12 protein-coding genes are annotated in these 16,066 nt (G+C 52.4%); 2 read left to right on the top strand and 10 right to left on the bottom strand.

All coding sequences use genetic code 11. The annotated features are described in order from the left end of the window. Positions 1–139: 139 nt before the first annotated feature. The 3 genes from feoB to BW972_RS18775 form a co-directional block, all read right to left on the bottom strand. On the bottom strand, positions 140–2,293 hold the full coding sequence (gene feoB, locus BW972_RS18785) for a ferrous iron transport protein B (RefSeq protein ID WP_007657271.1): 2,154 nt from the start codon (positions 2,291–2,293) through the stop codon (positions 140–142). 12 nt (positions 2,294–2,305) lie between these two features. Further along, positions 2,306–2,554, bottom strand: a complete 249-nt coding sequence (locus BW972_RS18780; protein ID WP_007657272.1) for a FeoA family protein — start codon at positions 2,552–2,554, stop codon at positions 2,306–2,308. Between the two features lie 244 nt (positions 2,555–2,798). Then, the gene (locus BW972_RS18775; RefSeq protein WP_076423261.1) at positions 2,799–5,249 is read right to left on the bottom strand and encodes a bifunctional UDP-N-acetylmuramoyl-tripeptide:D-alanyl-D-alanine ligase/alanine racemase; all 2,451 of its coding nucleotides are present in this window, start codon (positions 5,247–5,249) and stop codon (positions 2,799–2,801) included. A gap of 165 nt (positions 5,250–5,414) precedes the next feature. Between BW972_RS18775 and BW972_RS18770 the strand changes: the two genes are divergently transcribed. After that, a complete protein-coding gene (locus BW972_RS18770) occupies positions 5,415–6,365 on the top strand; it encodes an EamA family transporter (protein ID WP_076423260.1) in 951 nt (316 codons plus the stop codon). Between the two features lie 77 nt (positions 6,366–6,442). On the opposite strand, the gene BW972_RS18765 is transcribed toward BW972_RS18770, so the two are convergent. The 3 genes from BW972_RS18765 to BW972_RS18755 form a co-directional block, all read right to left on the bottom strand. Further along, positions 6,443–6,808 carry a hypothetical protein gene (locus BW972_RS18765; RefSeq protein WP_007657276.1) on the bottom strand — a complete coding sequence of 122 codons (366 nt, stop codon included), beginning with the start codon at positions 6,806–6,808 and terminating at the stop codon, positions 6,443–6,445. 112 nt (positions 6,809–6,920) lie between these two features. After that, positions 6,921–9,506, bottom strand: coding sequence for a DUF5686 and carboxypeptidase regulatory-like domain-containing protein (locus BW972_RS18760; RefSeq protein ID WP_076423259.1), 2,586 nt, complete (start codon positions 9,504–9,506; stop codon positions 6,921–6,923). A 213-nt stretch (positions 9,507–9,719) separates the two neighbouring features. Continuing rightward, a complete protein-coding gene (locus tag BW972_RS18755; RefSeq protein ID WP_076423258.1) occupies positions 9,720–10,601 on the bottom strand; it encodes a DMT family transporter in 882 nt (293 codons plus the stop codon). A 148-nt stretch (positions 10,602–10,749) separates the two neighbouring features. Here BW972_RS18755 and BW972_RS18750 point away from each other — a divergent pair, with 148 nt between their 5' ends. Further along, a complete protein-coding gene (locus tag BW972_RS18750) occupies positions 10,750–11,232 on the top strand; it encodes a regulatory protein RecX (protein ID WP_007657280.1) in 483 nt (160 codons plus the stop codon). Positions 11,233–11,407: 175 nt separating this feature from the next. Here the strand turns inward: BW972_RS18750 and BW972_RS18745 are convergent, their stop codons facing one another. The 4 genes from BW972_RS18745 to BW972_RS18730 form a co-directional block, all read right to left on the bottom strand. Beyond that, the gene (locus BW972_RS18745) at positions 11,408–12,037 is read right to left on the bottom strand and encodes a DUF4230 domain-containing protein (protein WP_076423257.1); all 630 of its coding nucleotides are present in this window, start codon (positions 12,035–12,037) and stop codon (positions 11,408–11,410) included. A 67-nt stretch (positions 12,038–12,104) separates the two neighbouring features. After that, on the bottom strand, positions 12,105–13,004 hold the full coding sequence (locus BW972_RS18740; RefSeq protein ID WP_076423256.1) for a 1-aminocyclopropane-1-carboxylate deaminase/D-cysteine desulfhydrase: 900 nt from the start codon (positions 13,002–13,004) through the stop codon (positions 12,105–12,107). Positions 13,005–13,049: 45 nt separating this feature from the next. Continuing rightward, positions 13,050–15,494, bottom strand: a complete 2,445-nt coding sequence (locus BW972_RS18735) for a YfhO family protein (protein ID WP_076423255.1) — start codon at positions 15,492–15,494, stop codon at positions 13,050–13,052. Positions 15,495–15,700: 206 nt separating this feature from the next. Next, positions 15,701–15,973 (bottom strand): DUF4834 family protein, encoded by a 273-nt coding sequence (locus BW972_RS18730; protein ID WP_007657287.1) that lies wholly within the window; start codon positions 15,971–15,973, stop codon positions 15,701–15,703. Between the last annotated feature and the right edge of the window lie 93 nt (positions 15,974–16,066).

Below are 16,066 nucleotides of genomic sequence, written 5' to 3'. Positions count from 1 at the left end.
TCAAGATCTTAGGTCATCCCAGAACAGCACTTAACTACTTCTACAACTTCCGACATATAGCGTCTGTGCGCTTAATTTGGAAGCACAAAAAAAGCCCGCTCCTTTGGGAGCGGGCTAATCAAATGCTTTTATAAGGCGTTTAGCTCATCAGTTGAAAAACAGCGAAGGCGGATACATACGCCAGACCTGTCATATACACCAGCTGCGCCAGCGGCCACATCCAGCTTTTAGTTTCGCGACGTACAATGGCCAGGGTGCTGATGCACTGCATGGCAAAGGCATAAAACACAAGAAGCGAGAAGGCACGGGCTGGCGTAAAGAACGGATTGCCATCGGCATCCTTCTCTGACATTAGCTTGTCTTTTATCGTGCTCACGTTCTCTTCCTCTCCTATGCTATAGATAGTGGAGATCGTGCCCACAAACACCTCACGTGCGGCAAAGGAGGTAAGCAGTGCTATACCTATCTTCCAGTCGTAACCCAGCGGGCGTATAGCTGGCTCAATCGCCTGCCCGAACTTGCCCGCATAGCTCGACTCCAGCTGGTAGGCAGCCACCAGGTTATCGGTTTGTTCTTCGCCAAATCCTTTTGCCTGTGCCTCTACCGTGGCACGCTCCTCGGCACGCTCAAAGCTATCGCCAGGACCGTAAGAGGCCAGCACCCATAGGATAATGGAAACCGCCACGATGATCTTACCTGCCTCCAGCACAAACGTCTTGGACTTCTCAAAAATAGTGAGCCCCACGTTTTTCCAGCGCGGCATCTTATACACCGGAAACTCCATGATGAAGTAGCTGCGCTCGCGGGCCTTCAGCAACACCTTTAATAAAAGTGCTGAAAATATAGCAGACAGGAAGCCCAACAGGTATAAACCCATCAGCACAATGCCCTGCAGGTTCAGGAAGCCGAAGTAGTATACCTCTGGTACCACCAAGGCAATTAACACCGTGTATACCGGTATGCGGGCCGAGCAGCTCATCAGTGGCGTCACGAAGATCGTGATCATGCGGTCTTTCCAGTTCTCAATGGTGCGTGCCGACATGACAGCAGGTACGGCACAGGCTACGCCCGATATAAGCGGCACCACACTTTTACCGTTCAGACCGAACTTACGCATGATCTTATCCATCATGAAAGTCACGCGAGCCATGTAGCCGGTTTCTTCCAGAATGGCAATGAAAGCAAACAATATCGCAATCTGGGGTATAAAGATCAGCACACCACCCAAACCGGCGATCACGCCCTCTGTGAGCAGGTTGATCAGCGGTCCGCTGAAGTTCTCCTGGATAAGTGTATTGAGTCCGGCTATACCTTCGTCAATCAGGTCCATGGGGTAACTGGCCCAGGCAAACACGGCCTGAAACACCAGGAACAGCAGCGCCAGGAAGATCAGATAGCCGAACACACGGTGCGTCAGCACCTGGTCGATCTTGTTGCTGAACTTCTCCTCTTCTTTGGCTTTCTCTATGCGCACCACATCGAGCAAGAGCTCGTTAATGCGCACATAGCGTGCTATCGTTTCGCTGGCCTGCACTGTATTTGACTTAAAGTCGGCCGACTCTAGTAGTTGCGCTATCCAAACTCTATCTTGCTCGGACAGGAAGCGCAGGTTTTTATATTGATGAGCGTAATGCAGCGCCAGGTAATCGTTTCGAAGGTCGAAACGCGCTTTGATCTGGCTAACCACCTCCTTCAGCTCTTCCGGAATTTCAAAGAAAGTAGCCTTGGCAGGGGTCAGCTGCTGTGACATTACAATTTTGAGTGCGGCTATACCGATACCTTTGCGGGCATTGAGTGGAATAACAGGCACACCCAGTTCGCGTTGCAGCGCATCAACATCGATCTTCACACCCTCTGTCTCTGCCACGTCCATCATATTGAGGGCCAGTACGGCAGGTATGCGCAGATCTACCAGCTGGGTAAACAGCAGCAGGTTACGCTTCAGGTTAGAGGCGTCAGCCGTTACAATGACAAGATCCGGGTTATGCTTGGAGGCCGGATCGTAGAGCAGGTCAATGATCACACGCTCGTCCAGCGACTTAGGATACAGGCTGTAGGTGCCGGGCAGGTCAATGATCTGCGCCTTCAGGTTGGGAGTGATGTGGCTGATGCCTGTCTTCTTGTCGACAGTAACGCCCGGGAAATTGCCCACCTTCTGGTTAAGGCCTGTGAGTTGGTTGAATAGTGAAGTTTTACCCGAATTCGGGTTGCCAATCAAAGCAATTTTAGCCACCGGCTGATGGAGCGTTGCTTTTTTGGCTTCTGGCGCTTCCGCCTCTATGGTAACAGCCATGTGGTAATAAATCTACTTCAGCAGAATGGTTTCAGCTTCGTCTAAACGCAAAGAAAGCGTATAATCATTCACAATGATCGTGACAGGGTCACCAAAGGGGGCCTTGCTGTTCAGTTTTACAGCTGTGCCAGGTATGCAACCCATCTCCAGCAGCTTGAGTGCCATCTCAGGGTCATTCAAACAGCATATCTCCCCGCTCTCCCCGATCTTCAGATCGCGCACACTCTTCTGGGCCTGTGTTTCTTCTGTCCTATTACGCACGATTTCTCTTCTTTTATTTAGACTCGTTATAAACAACTGCAAGATACAAGCTGTTCCCCGGTATTGCAAAAGAATAAGGCTGATGATTTGGATATGAGGTAATTTGAAGATCTGAGACAGATTGATTTGCTAATTGTTTTATGCGCTTGTGTATTAAACAGAGAATTACAGCTTGTACACCCTGGCAAACCAGTTCTCACTTTCTCCCATTCCTCGTCATCTGAAATTCCCCGAGTTCCTAAGCTTACTCCGAGAAGAAGATGCGCTTGACGCGGGTGCTGACGTTGGTGAGGAGCTCGTAAGGGATGGTGCCGATGCGCTGCGCCAGCTCGACCAGCGTGAGCTGCGGGCCGAACACCGTGACTTCATCGCCAACTTTGGCAGGTATGCCGGTTACGTCGATCATGCACATGTCCATGCACACATTGCCGATGATGGGTGCCCGACGGCCGTTGATAAGCACCTGCCCTGCGCCGTTGCTGAAGCGGCGGTCGTAGCCGTCGGCGTAACCAATGGCGATGGTGGCGATGGTCTTGTTGGTGTCGGCTATACCTTTGCGGCTGTAGCCCACGGTTTCGCCCTGCCTAATGTGCTTTACTTGCGAGATGGTGGTTTTGAGTGTGCTGACTGGCTGCAGCGCCTCCTGCTCTGAACCAGTGGACTCTACCCCGTACAGCCCTATACCTAAGCGCACCATGTCCAGCTGATGCTCCGGAAAACGTACGATGCCCGCCGAGTTGAGAATGTGCTTGAGCACGGTATAGCCGAGGCGCTCCTCTACCTCCGCAGCCAAGGCCGTGAAGTTCTGCAGCTGCATGCGCGAGAAATCGTCGTGCAGGGCTTCGTCGGCTCCGGCCAGATGGCTAAAGGTGCTCACCACCCGCACCTGCGGATGCCGGGCAAGCAATGTGAATAGCTCGTCGAAGTCATCCCCCGTGAAGCCAAGGCGATGCATACCCGTATCGAGCTTGAGGTGGATCTTATAGCTGATGTCGGGCTGAGCAGTGGCCAGAAAATCGCGGAGCAGCTCCAGTGAGTAAATCTCGGGCTCGAGGCTGTACTGGTGCAGTTTAGCCAGACTGTCAGGAGAGGGGTTCATCACCATAACCGGCAACGTGATGCCATGCTCGCGCAGGCTCACGCCCTCGTCCACGTAGGCTACTGCCAGGTAGTCTACCCGGTGAAACTGCAGCAGGTTGGCGACCTCAAAGCTGCCGCTGCCGTAGGCGAAGGCTTTCACCATCACCATCAGCTTAGTACCCGAGGCCAGTTTGGAGCGGTAGTAATTCAGGTTGTGCACCAGCGCATCCAGGTTCACTTCGAGCACCGTGCCGTGCACCTTCTGCTGAAAAGCCTGCACGATCTTCTCGAAACCAAATACACGGGCGCCCTTTACCAGCACCAGCTCGTTTCGGAACTGCTCGGAACTGAACTGCTGCAGGAATTCAGCTGTGCTGGCATAAAATGCCGTGTCGCCACTAAATTTAGTGCCGTGTGCCTGTATGGTAGGCCCAATCCCGATCAGGCGCTCTACCTGATGGGCTTTGGTCAGGGCAGCCACCTCATTGTAGAGTTTCTCCTCCGCCATACCCGACTCCAGCAGATCGGAAATTATAAGTGTGCGCCTCCCCCGTTTCGGCTGACTGGCCAGCAGATCAAGCGCGATGGATAAGCCTGCCAAGTCATTGTTGTAGGTATCGTCGATCAGGTAGCAGCCGTTGATGGCTTCTTTCATTTCGAGGCGCATGGCCACGGGCTGCAGCCGGTCCATGCGGTCCTGTATGGCTGTCAGGTCGATGCCGCGCTGCAACAGCACTGCCAGACAGTGCAGGGCATTCTCCACGGAAGCATCGTCTGTGAAAGGTATAGCCAGGCTGTGCTGCTCGCCCCGGTAGGTATAGCTCACGATAGTTTTATGGCCCGAGACCGTGCTGCCGCTGAGCTGCACATCCGCCTGCTCCTTTCGGGACCAGGTGAAAGTAGGTATATTTTGCGCCTGCACCGCCTCGTGCACCAGCTCGTGGTCGCGGCAATAGAAGAGTAATTCCACCTGACTGAACAGCTGCAGCTTTTCCTCCACCTTCTGCCGGCGGTCGGCAAAGCCTTCGTCGTGGGCGCTGCCAATGTTGGTAAACAGACCGAGTGTAGGCTGAATCACCTGCTGCAGCCGTTGCATCTCGCCCGGCTGTGAGATTCCCGCCTCGAATATGCCGAAGGTATGGTTGGTGTCGAGCTGCCAGACCGACAGCGGCACGCCAATCTGGGAGTTGTAACTGCGCGGGCTTTTCACCACCAGCTCCTCCGGGCTCAGCAGTTGGGCCAGCCACTCCTTCACAATGGTTTTGCCGTTGCTGCCGGTTATGCCCAGCACAGGTATACGGAACTGCCCCCGGTGCCATGCTGCCACGGCCTGCAGCGCCTTTAAGCTGCTTTGCACCTGCAGGATGTTGGCCTCCGGGTATAGCTCACCCAAACCCTCTGACTCTTCCGCCACAAACTGCCGCACCCCCAGCTTGTACAGCTGACTCAGGTATACATGCCCGTCGTTGTGGCGCCCCTTAATGGCAAAGAACAGCGTGCCCGCAGGCTGCGACAGCTTGCGGCTGTCGGTGAGCAGGTGCACCACAGGGCTGTCCTGCAGCAGCTGTACCACAGTGCCTCCTGTAATGGCTTGAAGCTGGCGAAAGGTGAGCATAAACAAATCGGTTTTCAGTCTCAAAGATACTATTTCGGATGAAGGGTTGTGAGGAGCGGCAAAGAATTAAAGCGCCGGGCAATCAATGTCAAAACATGAATGCGTGGAACTATATAGCAGCATTTTAGAAATCAAAACGATACCTTTGCGCTCTTTTAATTTGAAATGGAAACGACTAACACTAAACCATACTACGCGGCAGGTATAGCAGCCTTTGTCATCTGGGGCTTTATACCTTTTCCGCTCAAGGCGCTGGCTGACTACCCAAGCGGACAAATCCTGTTCTTCCGGGTGGCCTTGTCTGTCGTGCTGCTGTTGCTGATCACGGTCCTGTTCCGGCGCAAGAACCTGATGCAGACATTGGCACTAGTAAAGGCATCAAAACCACGGGAAGCCCGTAAATTTTTGCTCTTTACATTTCTGGGCGGCTCGCTGCTGACCATCAACTGGCTGGCCTTTATCTATGTCATCAACCACATCAACATCCAGACCGGCTCTTTCTCATACCTGCTCTGCCCGATCCTGACGGCGGTGCTGGGCTTTGCCTTGCTCAAAGAAGAGTTGCGTGCAAACCAGTGGGTGGCCATTGGGCTAAGTGCCCTTAGCTGCGTGCTAATCGGGACAGGTGAGCTGACGAGCCTGCTTTTTAGTCTGCTGATTGCGTTGAGCTACGCCTTTTACCTGATCACGCAGCGTATCCTCAAGGTATATGACAAGATCGTGCTGCTCACGTTGCAACTTCTGCTCTCTTTTGTGTTCATCGCGCCTTTTTACGAACAGCTCAAAGGAAGCTCTGAAGTGGCACTGGACGGTCATTTCTTTCTGATGACAGGTATACTAAGTGCTCTTTTCACGGTGCTGCCGCTGTTCCTGAACCTGTATGCGCTTAAAGAACTCACCTCAGGCACGATTGGCATCCTGATGTACATCAACCCGATCCTCAACTTCGTGGTGGCTTTCCTGTACTTCAACGAGGAGACCACCGCTGTAAAGGTGGCGGCTTATATCCTGATCTTTATCTCGGTGATCATCTACAACATCAACCTGAAAGGCCGCAAGAAGACAGGGGCCGGTATGGTCATCCCGCCAGTGGGCACTACGGCGGTGGTGAAGTAACACTTACTTGCCAGAAAACAGAGAGGCCATACCTGCTATGCGTACAGGTATGGCCTCTTTTCGGTTTATATGCGTTCTTACTGATCCACTCGTCCACCTTCCACGCGACGTCCTGTCGGTGTGCGTGGTCTAGGGCGCTGGTCCGGGTTTTCTTCCAGTTGTCTTTGCTTATCCAGCTCCACTTTGGCACGGGCAGCTGAATCCACGTTAGCAGGCAAGTCACCGAAGCGGTCGGCTTGCTCCCCGGTTTCAGCAGTACGGCCTACTGGTGCAGGGCGCGGGTTGTTCAGGTTTTGGGTAGACTTGCTTCGCTCTGTTATTGCCTCAGAGGTACTCGTGTCATCCGTAGGGTTCGAGGCCGGCCTATCGCCGCAAGCCACCGTGATGGTAGCCATAAAGGCAGCGGCAACTCCGGTCTTTAGTATATTTTTCAGGTTTTTCATGGTCGTTTCAAAATATTAGTCTTCTCTGATTTCTAACGTCCAACCTGTCTATTTGGTTGTAATACAGCCTTCCCGCCCCTTCGTTGGCATTATGGGATCTCAGCCCTTATGCTTAAAACCCGAATCCTACTCTCACGCCCGTATGCACCTTCTGCTGCTCCTGAAACGAGGTGAAGAAATCAACACGAAGCACCTTGAAGATGTGCTCTATACCTAAGCCGAGCTCCAAATAGTTTTCTGACTTGCGTGTGTTCAGGTAATGCAGGCTCACCACTTCCTGCCACTTCAGGCGGCGGAAGAGCGGGATCTTGTTGAACAGAAAGCCATTGAAGTGATGTTCGTAATGCCCCTCGAGGTAGCGGCTGTTGGTGCTATACCGGTAGTAGTCGAGGAGTTGGAAGCCGGTGTACACCCCCGCGAAGATGGTGCGGTTGCCGTTGAAATGGCGGTAGTCCATCAGTCGCATATTCTCCTTGCCCCAGAAAGTACCCGCCGTAAAGCTGTACTCGCTACTGCCCAGCAAGCCCAAGCTGAAGTCGTCGGAGATGCGCAGCGCCACAGTCGTATACTTCACATCGCCACCGAGCGCCTTAATGCCTCCCCGGTAGCCCAGCGAAAAAGTAGGCCAGCGCGAGCCAATATTGATCTTGCGGTCGGGTCGGGAGATATAGTTCATACCCGGACGGAAAGCTACGGTAAAGGCGGCCGTCAAGGCCTGATGCGGTTCAAAAGCGGCATCTGCCAACTCTGCATTCTCCGGTACATTGGAGGTAAAACTGCCGCTACTGCTTTCCCGGAAGGTATAGTCGGTGGAATTCTCGAGCGGCATCCGGTGGCTGTAGTCCAGTGATGTGAGTATCGTAACGCCATTGAATATCTCAGAGCGGTAATTCACCCGGGCATAGTCGCGTTGGTAGAGCTTCAGGTAGTTGCGCTGCAGCAGCAAGGTATAGATCGTGTTGGCAAATGGCGAGATCGGGTTGGTGGAGTTGATCTGGTCCACGAAGCGGCCGCCCTCCACCGATACCGAGCTCCGCTTGATGGGGTCGTAAGTATAGTTCAGGCGCAGTTTGGCGTTGAGCTTCTCGTTTGCCAGTCCGTAACGGATGGTCGGCTCTATTTCGTAGTGGCGACGGTCCTCAAAACTCTGGCGATACTCCATGCCTACGTTTAACACAGTACCCTCCACGGTGTTGTACTGCAGCACGCTCGGTCCACCGGTCAGACTCAGCAAGGGGTCTATCCGGAAATAGCGGCGGTCGTAGGTGTTGCTGTAGGTATAGCCGCGCATAAAGAAATTGCCAAAGGTCGGCTTGTTCCGGATACGGTCCAGGGAGTCTTTGTATACCCGTGACTCCCGGATGACCTCCAGACTGTCTTTGCGCTGGTAGTCGACTTGCTCTTCCTCAGTCAGCGGCACCGGTCTGATTTCGGCCCAGTAGGCGGAATCGCGGGTGTTCGCCTCCTTCTCCACGACCAGCACTTCACGGCTGAATAGCTTTTCATCATGTATGGCAGGCTGCTCCTCAGGCGCAACCTCCTTCGGCTTGATCACCCGGGCTCGCTGCCGTCGGGCAGGTTTCACTTCCACCGCAACGGCATCTTCCACCACTTCCGGTTCCGGCTCCACTACGGTCGGTGGACGACTGTAAGCAGGCTGCACCCTGTAGTTAGAGTACACACCTGTGGCATAGCCACCGCCCTTGAATCCAAGTCCTGATGCCTCGAATGTAAAGCGCTGCGACACCGGCATCCACACATGGTCCTGCACCGGCGCGTATACCTGCCGCACCCGGATGAAATCGACGAAATCGATGCCTGCGTTTTTGGTGAGGGTCAGGTCAGTGCTGTGAATGCGCCAGGTACCATCCACAATGTAGATATTTCCTTGAAAAACCGGATCGTTTTTGCGCCTTGGAATGACTTTGATCTTGTTGATGGTGCGTCCGTTTTCTTCAAAGGCCCCCTGGTACTCGAAACGGTAAAAGAAGAGGGCATTGTTGGCCAGCGGCGATACGAAGCCCCGTTCGCTCAGGCCTTGTACTTTGAGCAGATTATCATAAAAGCTGATGTTCATCTCCGAGGCCTGATTGAAGCTGAAGCCCTGTTTCTTGCCGCTCACTTTAGAGGAGATGATGCGCTCGTTTACCTTATTCGGCTTTTTGAAATGCAACTCCGACACCGACTCCGACAGGTATACGATGCCCGTGTCCACATCCACTACCCGCACACCGAGTACTTTGCCAGGCACTTTGTCCATGCGGGCCACGCCTTTCATGTATACCCGGGCGCTCCAGGCATTCACTTCGTCGCGGTGGTACTTGCGCAGCCGGATGGCGTTGCGCATGATGCCGTAGGCCGGATCTTCGTCGGCAGCTTTCACGACTACTTCTTTCAGGTTGAGCACCTCCGGCATTAGCTGCACGTTCAGTTCCTGCGTTCCATCACCTATGGTCACCGTCTCGATGCGAGCCCGATAGCCGACATACTTAAACTCCAGGGTATAGGTCCCGGCTGGTAGTTGCAGTTGGTAATTGCCCTGATCGTTGGAGGCGGTGCCGCTAGCAGCCTCTTTGATATAGATGCTGGCAAAAGGCAGGCCCTGGTTGTTCTCGTCTGTGATGCGTCCACGCAGGGTGCCCGCCATGGTGATGGCCGGCAACAGGTATAGCAGGAAGAGTAAAAAAGCAGGGCGCATGTACGGAGGCTCTTATCTGGAGTGTTATGCTTTACAATTTAAGAACTAACGACAAAACCCGCCTCTCGTGTTTAGCTTTTTCAGAAATTAAGCTCCTCAAACTTTTTACAGGTATACGCTTTTGCATTACTATACCTTAGAAAACCCCAGTGCACGCTATCCTTCAGCATCATGTAACAGGCGCGGCAGCATCTGGCAAAGACTCAGCCGCAGCTATACCTTGGGCAGCTTCGTTTCGTGCGCCTCAATCTCACGCTGCGACAGCCGGTTTTTGTAACGTACATTCAGCACCACCCCTACCAGCACCAGCCCCATACCTGTGTAAGTTGCCAGCTCGAAGTGCTCGTCGAACAAGATAAAACCTAGCGATAGTGCATAAATGATTCCGATGAAGTTAAGATTCGCCACCTTAGAGATTTCCTCTGCCTGATACGACATTGTCATGTAGTATTGCCCCAGTTGCGTAAGCACGCCTACCAGCAATAGAATGCCCCAGTCCCAGCCATCAGGCTGCACCCAGTTGAAGATAGAGTAAATACCCGAAATCGGGAGCGCCACCAGCGGGAAGTAAAACACGATCACCAGCGGGTGCTCCCGTGTGTTCAGGCGCCGGATAAAGTTATAGGCCAGGCCTGAGAACACGGCACTCATTACGCCCAGCCACACATAAAACGAGTCGGCACTGGCATCAAACCCCTCAATGACAAGAATTCCTGCAAACGACACCGCAAAGAACACCCACTGCCAGGATCTGACCTTCTCCTTCACAATAAAAATACCCATGATCGTGGTAAAGATGGGTGACAGATATTGTAGCGTAGCCGCCGTGGCTAAGGGTATATTTTGCAGCGTTGTAAAGAACAGCATGAGTGCCATGGCTCCGGCCGCACCGCGGGCTATCAGCAAGCCATAGTTGCTGCCCCATACGCTTATCCGCTTAGCGCGCAGCACGACGAAACTCATCACCAGCGACACCACCGAACGGAACAAAATCACTTCAATGGCAGGTATATGCGGCACCATTTTCACGCACACGTTCATGAGCGAGAAAAACAGCGTAGACAGTAGCATGTACCTGACTCCTTTTGAGAACATACTTAATTCTATTTTTGAAATCACAAAGGTGGGGGGAATTAGGTTGATTTGCGTAATTTAATTGTGGTATTGCTAACTTGTTTTTAGTTGGCAATAGCGCAACTCTTGCAAGCCCAAACTTGTTTTAAACAGGAGCAAAACGAACGATTTGGAACGACAGAAAAAACAGAAAACCTATACGCCGAAAGAGGCCCTGATCAAGGCGGCAGCTTATTGTGCTTACCAGGAGCGCACCCAGCAGGAAGTACGCACGAAGTTGTATACCTATGGACTTGAACCGGACGATGTAGAGGAGATTATTGTGCGGCTGGGTCAGGAAAAGATGCTGGATGAAGAACGCTATGCACAAGCCTATGTGCGCGGCAAGTATGGCCTCAAGAAGTGGGGGCGCCGCAAGATCACGCAGGGCCTCAAAGCCAAGGGCATCTCAGACTACTGCATCAAGCAGGGCTTGAAAGAGATCGACTATGATGTGTACGAGGAGAATCTGAAGCAGCTGCTTGAGAAAAAGAACGCCACCGAAAAAGAAAAGAACCCCTTCGCCCGACGCCAAAAGCTAACTTATTATCTGGTTAGCAAAGGCTATGAAAATGATTTGGTGCAGGATGCGATTAAAAGTTTGGGAGTTTAGGAGTTTGGGAGTTGAAGAGTTATTTGGGCTGTAACGACATTACACCCCTCGCTCGCCTCTGGCGAGTGTGAGCTATTTGGCGGACTCTGGCCGCCCGTCTTTATACCTTTTTTGTCATCACGACGATAGGAGAGATCTGGTTCGTTGAAAGGATTGAACAACTTTACCAGTCAAACTAACGCCTCTTCGGCATCTCCGGATTCTGAATACGCCGCTGCGGCACCAGCACCACTTTACGACCGGTAATCTCCTCCAGCATAGGCTTGAGCACTTTCTCGGCATTTACCTGCGTCTGGCGCAGTATACCTGACTCCAGGGCAGCTTCCTTTACATTGCTTTCTGCATAGCGGTAACTCTCCTGCACCAGGTCTGCATCCTGAAAGTATGTGTTCTCTTTCGAAAAGACTTTGGACTTGTTGTGGTCTATTTTATAGTAGCAGATCTCGGGTTCCGGTAAGCTGATCTGCACGAGTGAGTCGCCTTGGAAGAAGATATCCTGTTCGGTGAGTCTGGTAAAATCAATGCAGCCTACGGCTTCACCCGTCACGATCAGCACTACTTTAGAATTAGGTACCCAGCGCGACACGTTTTTCTCATACTCCACCACGTCTTTGAAATTATACCGCACCAGCTCCATTTTCCCGAGCTCTTCTACTGTGGTTAGGATGGTGTTGTGGTTGACGATGACTTCGGGTTGTTGCTCGTCGGGTCCAAAGGTGGCCTTTACCTGGCGCCAGACAAACCAGCCTACCAGCAGCAACAGGATGAAGGGCAGCAGACGGAACAAAAGTCGGATGAGGGGCATGAACAGTTTTATGTCTTTGTGTTAACTACGGTCTACACAGCAATTATGGTGCTAAAGTTCAAATCAGCTACAGCGCTATACCTAGCCGCTCCTTAAAACCAGCATTGCCCTGAAGCCCGCCGGTATGCACCGCCACAATACGACTGCCTTTGGGGAAGTAGCCTTCTTGAATGAGATCTATCAAGCTATAGAACATCTTGCCGGTATAGACAGGCTCTAGCGGCAAATTATGCTCCTGCTGAAAGCCGCGCATAAAGCCCAACAGCTCAGGCTTCACCTTAGCGTAGCCTCCAAAGTGGTAATCGGTGATCAGCTGCCAGTTGTCGTAGCGCTGCCCGCTATAGCTTTGGATCAGTTGCTCGATCTCCTCCCGCAGGAATTCGCCTCCTTTCAGTGCTGGAAAGCCCAGCACTTGCTTCTCGCCCTCAAGCCCGGCAATAATGCCAGCGATGGTACCGCCCGTGCCGCTGGCGCAGCAGATGTAGTCGTATTCGATAGAGATATCTGACACAATTTCAGTGCAGCCTTTTACGGCCAAGGCATTCGTTCCACCTTCAGGTATAATGTAAGGATTTGCAAACTGCTCGGCCAGTTGCGCCAGGTATACGGGGTCGGTTTTCTGACGGTACGCTTCGCGGGAGGTGTAATGCAGTTCCATACCTGCCGTTGTGGCAAAACTGAGTGTGGGGTTGAGCGGCAGATGCTCCTCTCCCCGGATGATGCCGATGGTCTTGAAACCGAACTCCTGCCCTGCCGCCGCCACTGCCGCGATGTGGTTAGAGTAGGCACCGCCAAAAGTCAGCAGCGTGTCGTGTTGCAGCCGCTTTGCTTCCTGCAGGTTATACTTGAGCTTGCGCCACTTATTGCCCGAAATGGTGGGGTGCAGCAGATCCTCGCGCTTTACCCAGAGCGCTATACCTTGCTCTTCCCATATTTTACTGTGCAGTTGTTGCAGCGGTGCTTCCATATACTCTAAAACAAAGGCCCCGATCTATAAAACCGGGGCCTTCATTTATACGATTACTTCTTTCTCTACCTCCACAGGCTTGCGGCGCATCCCATAAAAGATAGCGCCTCCTATGACTATAAGCAACAAGATCGATGAAATCAACGAGATGGTATTGCCTATGGCATAAGACTTCGGCTCAAACTTAAACTCAATGGTATGCTTTCCTGCCGGTACTTCCATGGCACGCAGGATATAGTTCACCCGGATATGATCCACAGGCTGGCCGTTCAGGTAAGCCTGCCAGCCATCGGCGTAGTATACCTCCGAGAATACCGCCAGACCAGCTTGAGCCGCATTTACTGCGTAGGTCAGGGCATTTGGCTGATACTCTGTCAGCTCAATGGTAGAGCCCTCGGCGTTGTAGCTGGTAGCAGCTGTTTTGAACTTCGACACGTCTACTACAGCAGTGGTGCTGGCGTCCAGCCCATTCAGGGCCTCGATCTCTTCATCCGGAGTATTCACAGTTTTCACTTCGCTTACAAACCAGGCATTGCCCAGGGCGCCCGGCACACGCTGCACCGGCTGCTGCGGATCGCCTGTGATCACGTAGCGGGTGTTGAGCATACGCAATACCTCCAGGTTGTTCTGCACGATGTGGCGGTCGATCACGTCCTGATAGCGGCGCAACTTAGCGCCGTGGTACCCACCCACTGACTTATGGAAGTACGAGGTGCGGGCATCGTTAAACGGATTCGGCAGGTAGAGCACACGGTAGTGCGGGTCTTTGTCCTGTAGGATCATCTGGTCGGCTTTGGTCGGCTGGAAATGGTTCTCCACGACACGCTTCTCAAAATCGCCGTCGTTGAGGTAGCGCTTGTTCACGCTCCACAGGTCCACGAGTATTAGCAGCCCTATACCTGCCATGGCCATAGTAGCCGACAGTTTGCCCTTTAGGTAAAAGTATAATAATCCACATGCAAGCGCGATTAATACGAATGCTCGCAGAGCATCAGAGCGCATCATACTCTCACGGTCGGCACGGATGGCATCGAGCGGGAAATAAGACTGCTGCAGCTGTGGGTCCACTGCGCCGACGAAGCTGGCCGAACCGGCAAACAGCCATACCAGCAAACAGACACCGGCAGTTATACCTCCGGATATCAACAGTTTCTTGTCCAAGTCTTTGATCAAATTGCGATCACGGATGACTTTGTAAAGTGCCAGTATACCGAGCAGCGGCATCGTGATCTGCGCAATGATTAGGGCCGATGATACTGCCCTGAACTTGTTATAGCCCGGGAAGTAGTCGAACATGAAGTAGTTAAAGGCCTCGAAGTTTTTGCCCCATGCCAGCACAATGGAGAGAATGGTAGCGCCTAGTAGCCAAATGCGGGTAGGCTTGTGCACGATGAATAGCCCCAGTACGAACAGGAAAATAATGATCGCTCCTACGTATACCGGACCGCTCGTCATCGGCTGCGGGCCCCAGTAAGTTGGCAAGCCCTGCTCTAGCGCCTGCTCTGCCTGCACCGGTGGCAAGCCCAAACCCAGCAGTGCCTGGTAGCTCTGCGAATCTTTATCGAGACGGGTGTTGCTACTGCTTCCACCATAGAAGTCAGGTATAAGCAGTGTCATGGTTTCGCCCACGCCGTAGCTCCAACTAAAGGCATATTCGCGGTCGAGGCCGCTGGAAGTTTTGTCACCGCTATTGGCCACACTTAACTCTGATTTGCCTCGGATACTGTGTTGGCTGTATTCGGCCACGGTATAGAGTCTGCCGAAGTTTACGCCTACTGCCAGAATGGCCGCTATACCTAGCACCAGTCCACGCTTGATCAGGTCGGCTATTCTGCCTTCTTTAATAGCATAGATCAGCTCCACCACTATCCATACGAGCACCATCAGGAGCATGTAGTAGGTCATCTGGAGGTGGTTGAAATGCAGGTTAAGTGTGAGTGCCAAGGCAAAAATGGCGGCCCCTATCCAGACGTTTCGCCGGAGGGCGTAGAACATGCCAGCCAGCACCAGCGGAATGTAGGCGATGGTAAGTGACTTGGTGTTGTGACCCGCCTCCAGGATAATGAAGTTGTAGGAGGTAAAAGCAATGGCAATAGCGCCGATAATGGAGATCCAGGTATTGAGCCGCAGCGTGACCAACAGAATGTAGGCACAGAGCAGGGTGATAAAAATGTTACCTGCCATAGCCGGCAGGTTGAAAGTCAGGATGGTATGAATAACACCGGAGAAATCGCCAGGGTAGCGGGTGTTGATCAGGTATGAGGGCATACCGCTGAACATGGAGTTCGTCCAGAGGGTCTCTTCGCCGGTGGCCTCGCGGTAGTCTTGTATCTCTTTGGCACCACCCTTAAACTGCAGAATGTCGTGCTGTGCTATCGCCTTCCCTTCAAACAGGATAGGCGAAAAGTAGATGGCGGTAAGGAGCAGGAAAATCAGGATCGCGATGAGGTGCGGAAGCACATCGCGCTTAAAGTCAATAGAAGCTGTCATATCTTTCAGGAAACCTTAGAGCATGTTTAAAATTCATCTTTTGCGCTGCAAACTGCTCATAACTGAACCTGACTTTATGCTTTTCTCGTCGCATAACGCTGCTATGCAACTCTAAAATCATTGCGTCAGAACCCGTTCGGACCATTTTTCGCTGGCAAAAACGAAATTTAAATATGCTCTTTGAATAGAGCTGAAAGATAGGGCTTTTATTTTATTTCTTCATAATCGACATACTGGCCGCCGTTGAAATCCTTGCGGTCCGGCTGCTCCGGCACATAATCAATCTTGACATCACCCTGTCGGCGGCCATTGCCGTTGGATTGCGGCTCTGGGCGTTGCTGGTTCATGTTAGAGTAGAAAAAAGTGCCATTGCGCAGGCTCTTCTTCACAAAGAAAGCCAGCAACCAGCGGAACAGGATGGGAGCTACTAATCTGATAAAGAAGATAACGAGTATGGTAACGAATATGAATTTAAGCATGATAGTCGGTTAAGGTATAGCCAGTTTGGTGGCCAGCTATTGTTTAACAAAAACAGTACCTTTTCTGTTACAACTCTCTTGCCAAAAGGTTAT

This window comes from Pontibacter lucknowensis (assembly GCF_900156415.1).
Classification (GTDB): Bacteria; Bacteroidota; Bacteroidia; order Cytophagales; family Hymenobacteraceae; genus Pontibacter; species Pontibacter lucknowensis.
Note: the sequence above shows the minus strand (reverse complement) of the source record. Positions and strands in the feature narration are given on the sequence as shown.

Coding starts and splice junctions, on each gene's coding strand:
- feoB (WP_007657271.1), bottom strand. CDS start 2,293: ATGGCTGTTACCATAGAGGCGGAAGCGCCAGAAGCCAAAAAAGCAACG.
- BW972_RS18745 (WP_076423257.1), bottom strand. CDS start 12,037: ATGCCCCTCATCCGACTTTTGTTCCGTCTGCTGCCCTTCATCCTGTTG.
- BW972_RS18755 (WP_076423258.1), bottom strand. CDS start 10,601: ATGTTCTCAAAAGGAGTCAGGTACATGCTACTGTCTACGCTGTTTTTC.
- BW972_RS18765 (WP_007657276.1), bottom strand. CDS start 6,808: ATGAAAAACCTGAAAAATATACTAAAGACCGGAGTTGCCGCTGCCTTT.
- BW972_RS18760 (WP_076423259.1), bottom strand. CDS start 9,506: ATGCGCCCTGCTTTTTTACTCTTCCTGCTATACCTGTTGCCGGCCATC.
- BW972_RS18735 (WP_076423255.1), bottom strand. CDS start 15,494: ATGACAGCTTCTATTGACTTTAAGCGCGATGTGCTTCCGCACCTCATC.
- BW972_RS18770 (WP_076423260.1), top strand. CDS start 5,415: ATGGAAACGACTAACACTAAACCATACTACGCGGCAGGTATAGCAGCC.
- BW972_RS18730 (WP_007657287.1), bottom strand. CDS start 15,973: ATGCTTAAATTCATATTCGTTACCATACTCGTTATCTTCTTTATCAGA.
- BW972_RS18775 (WP_076423261.1), bottom strand. CDS start 5,249: ATGCTCACCTTTCGCCAGCTTCAAGCCATTACAGGAGGCACTGTGGTA.
- BW972_RS18740 (WP_076423256.1), bottom strand. CDS start 13,004: ATGGAAGCACCGCTGCAACAACTGCACAGTAAAATATGGGAAGAGCAA.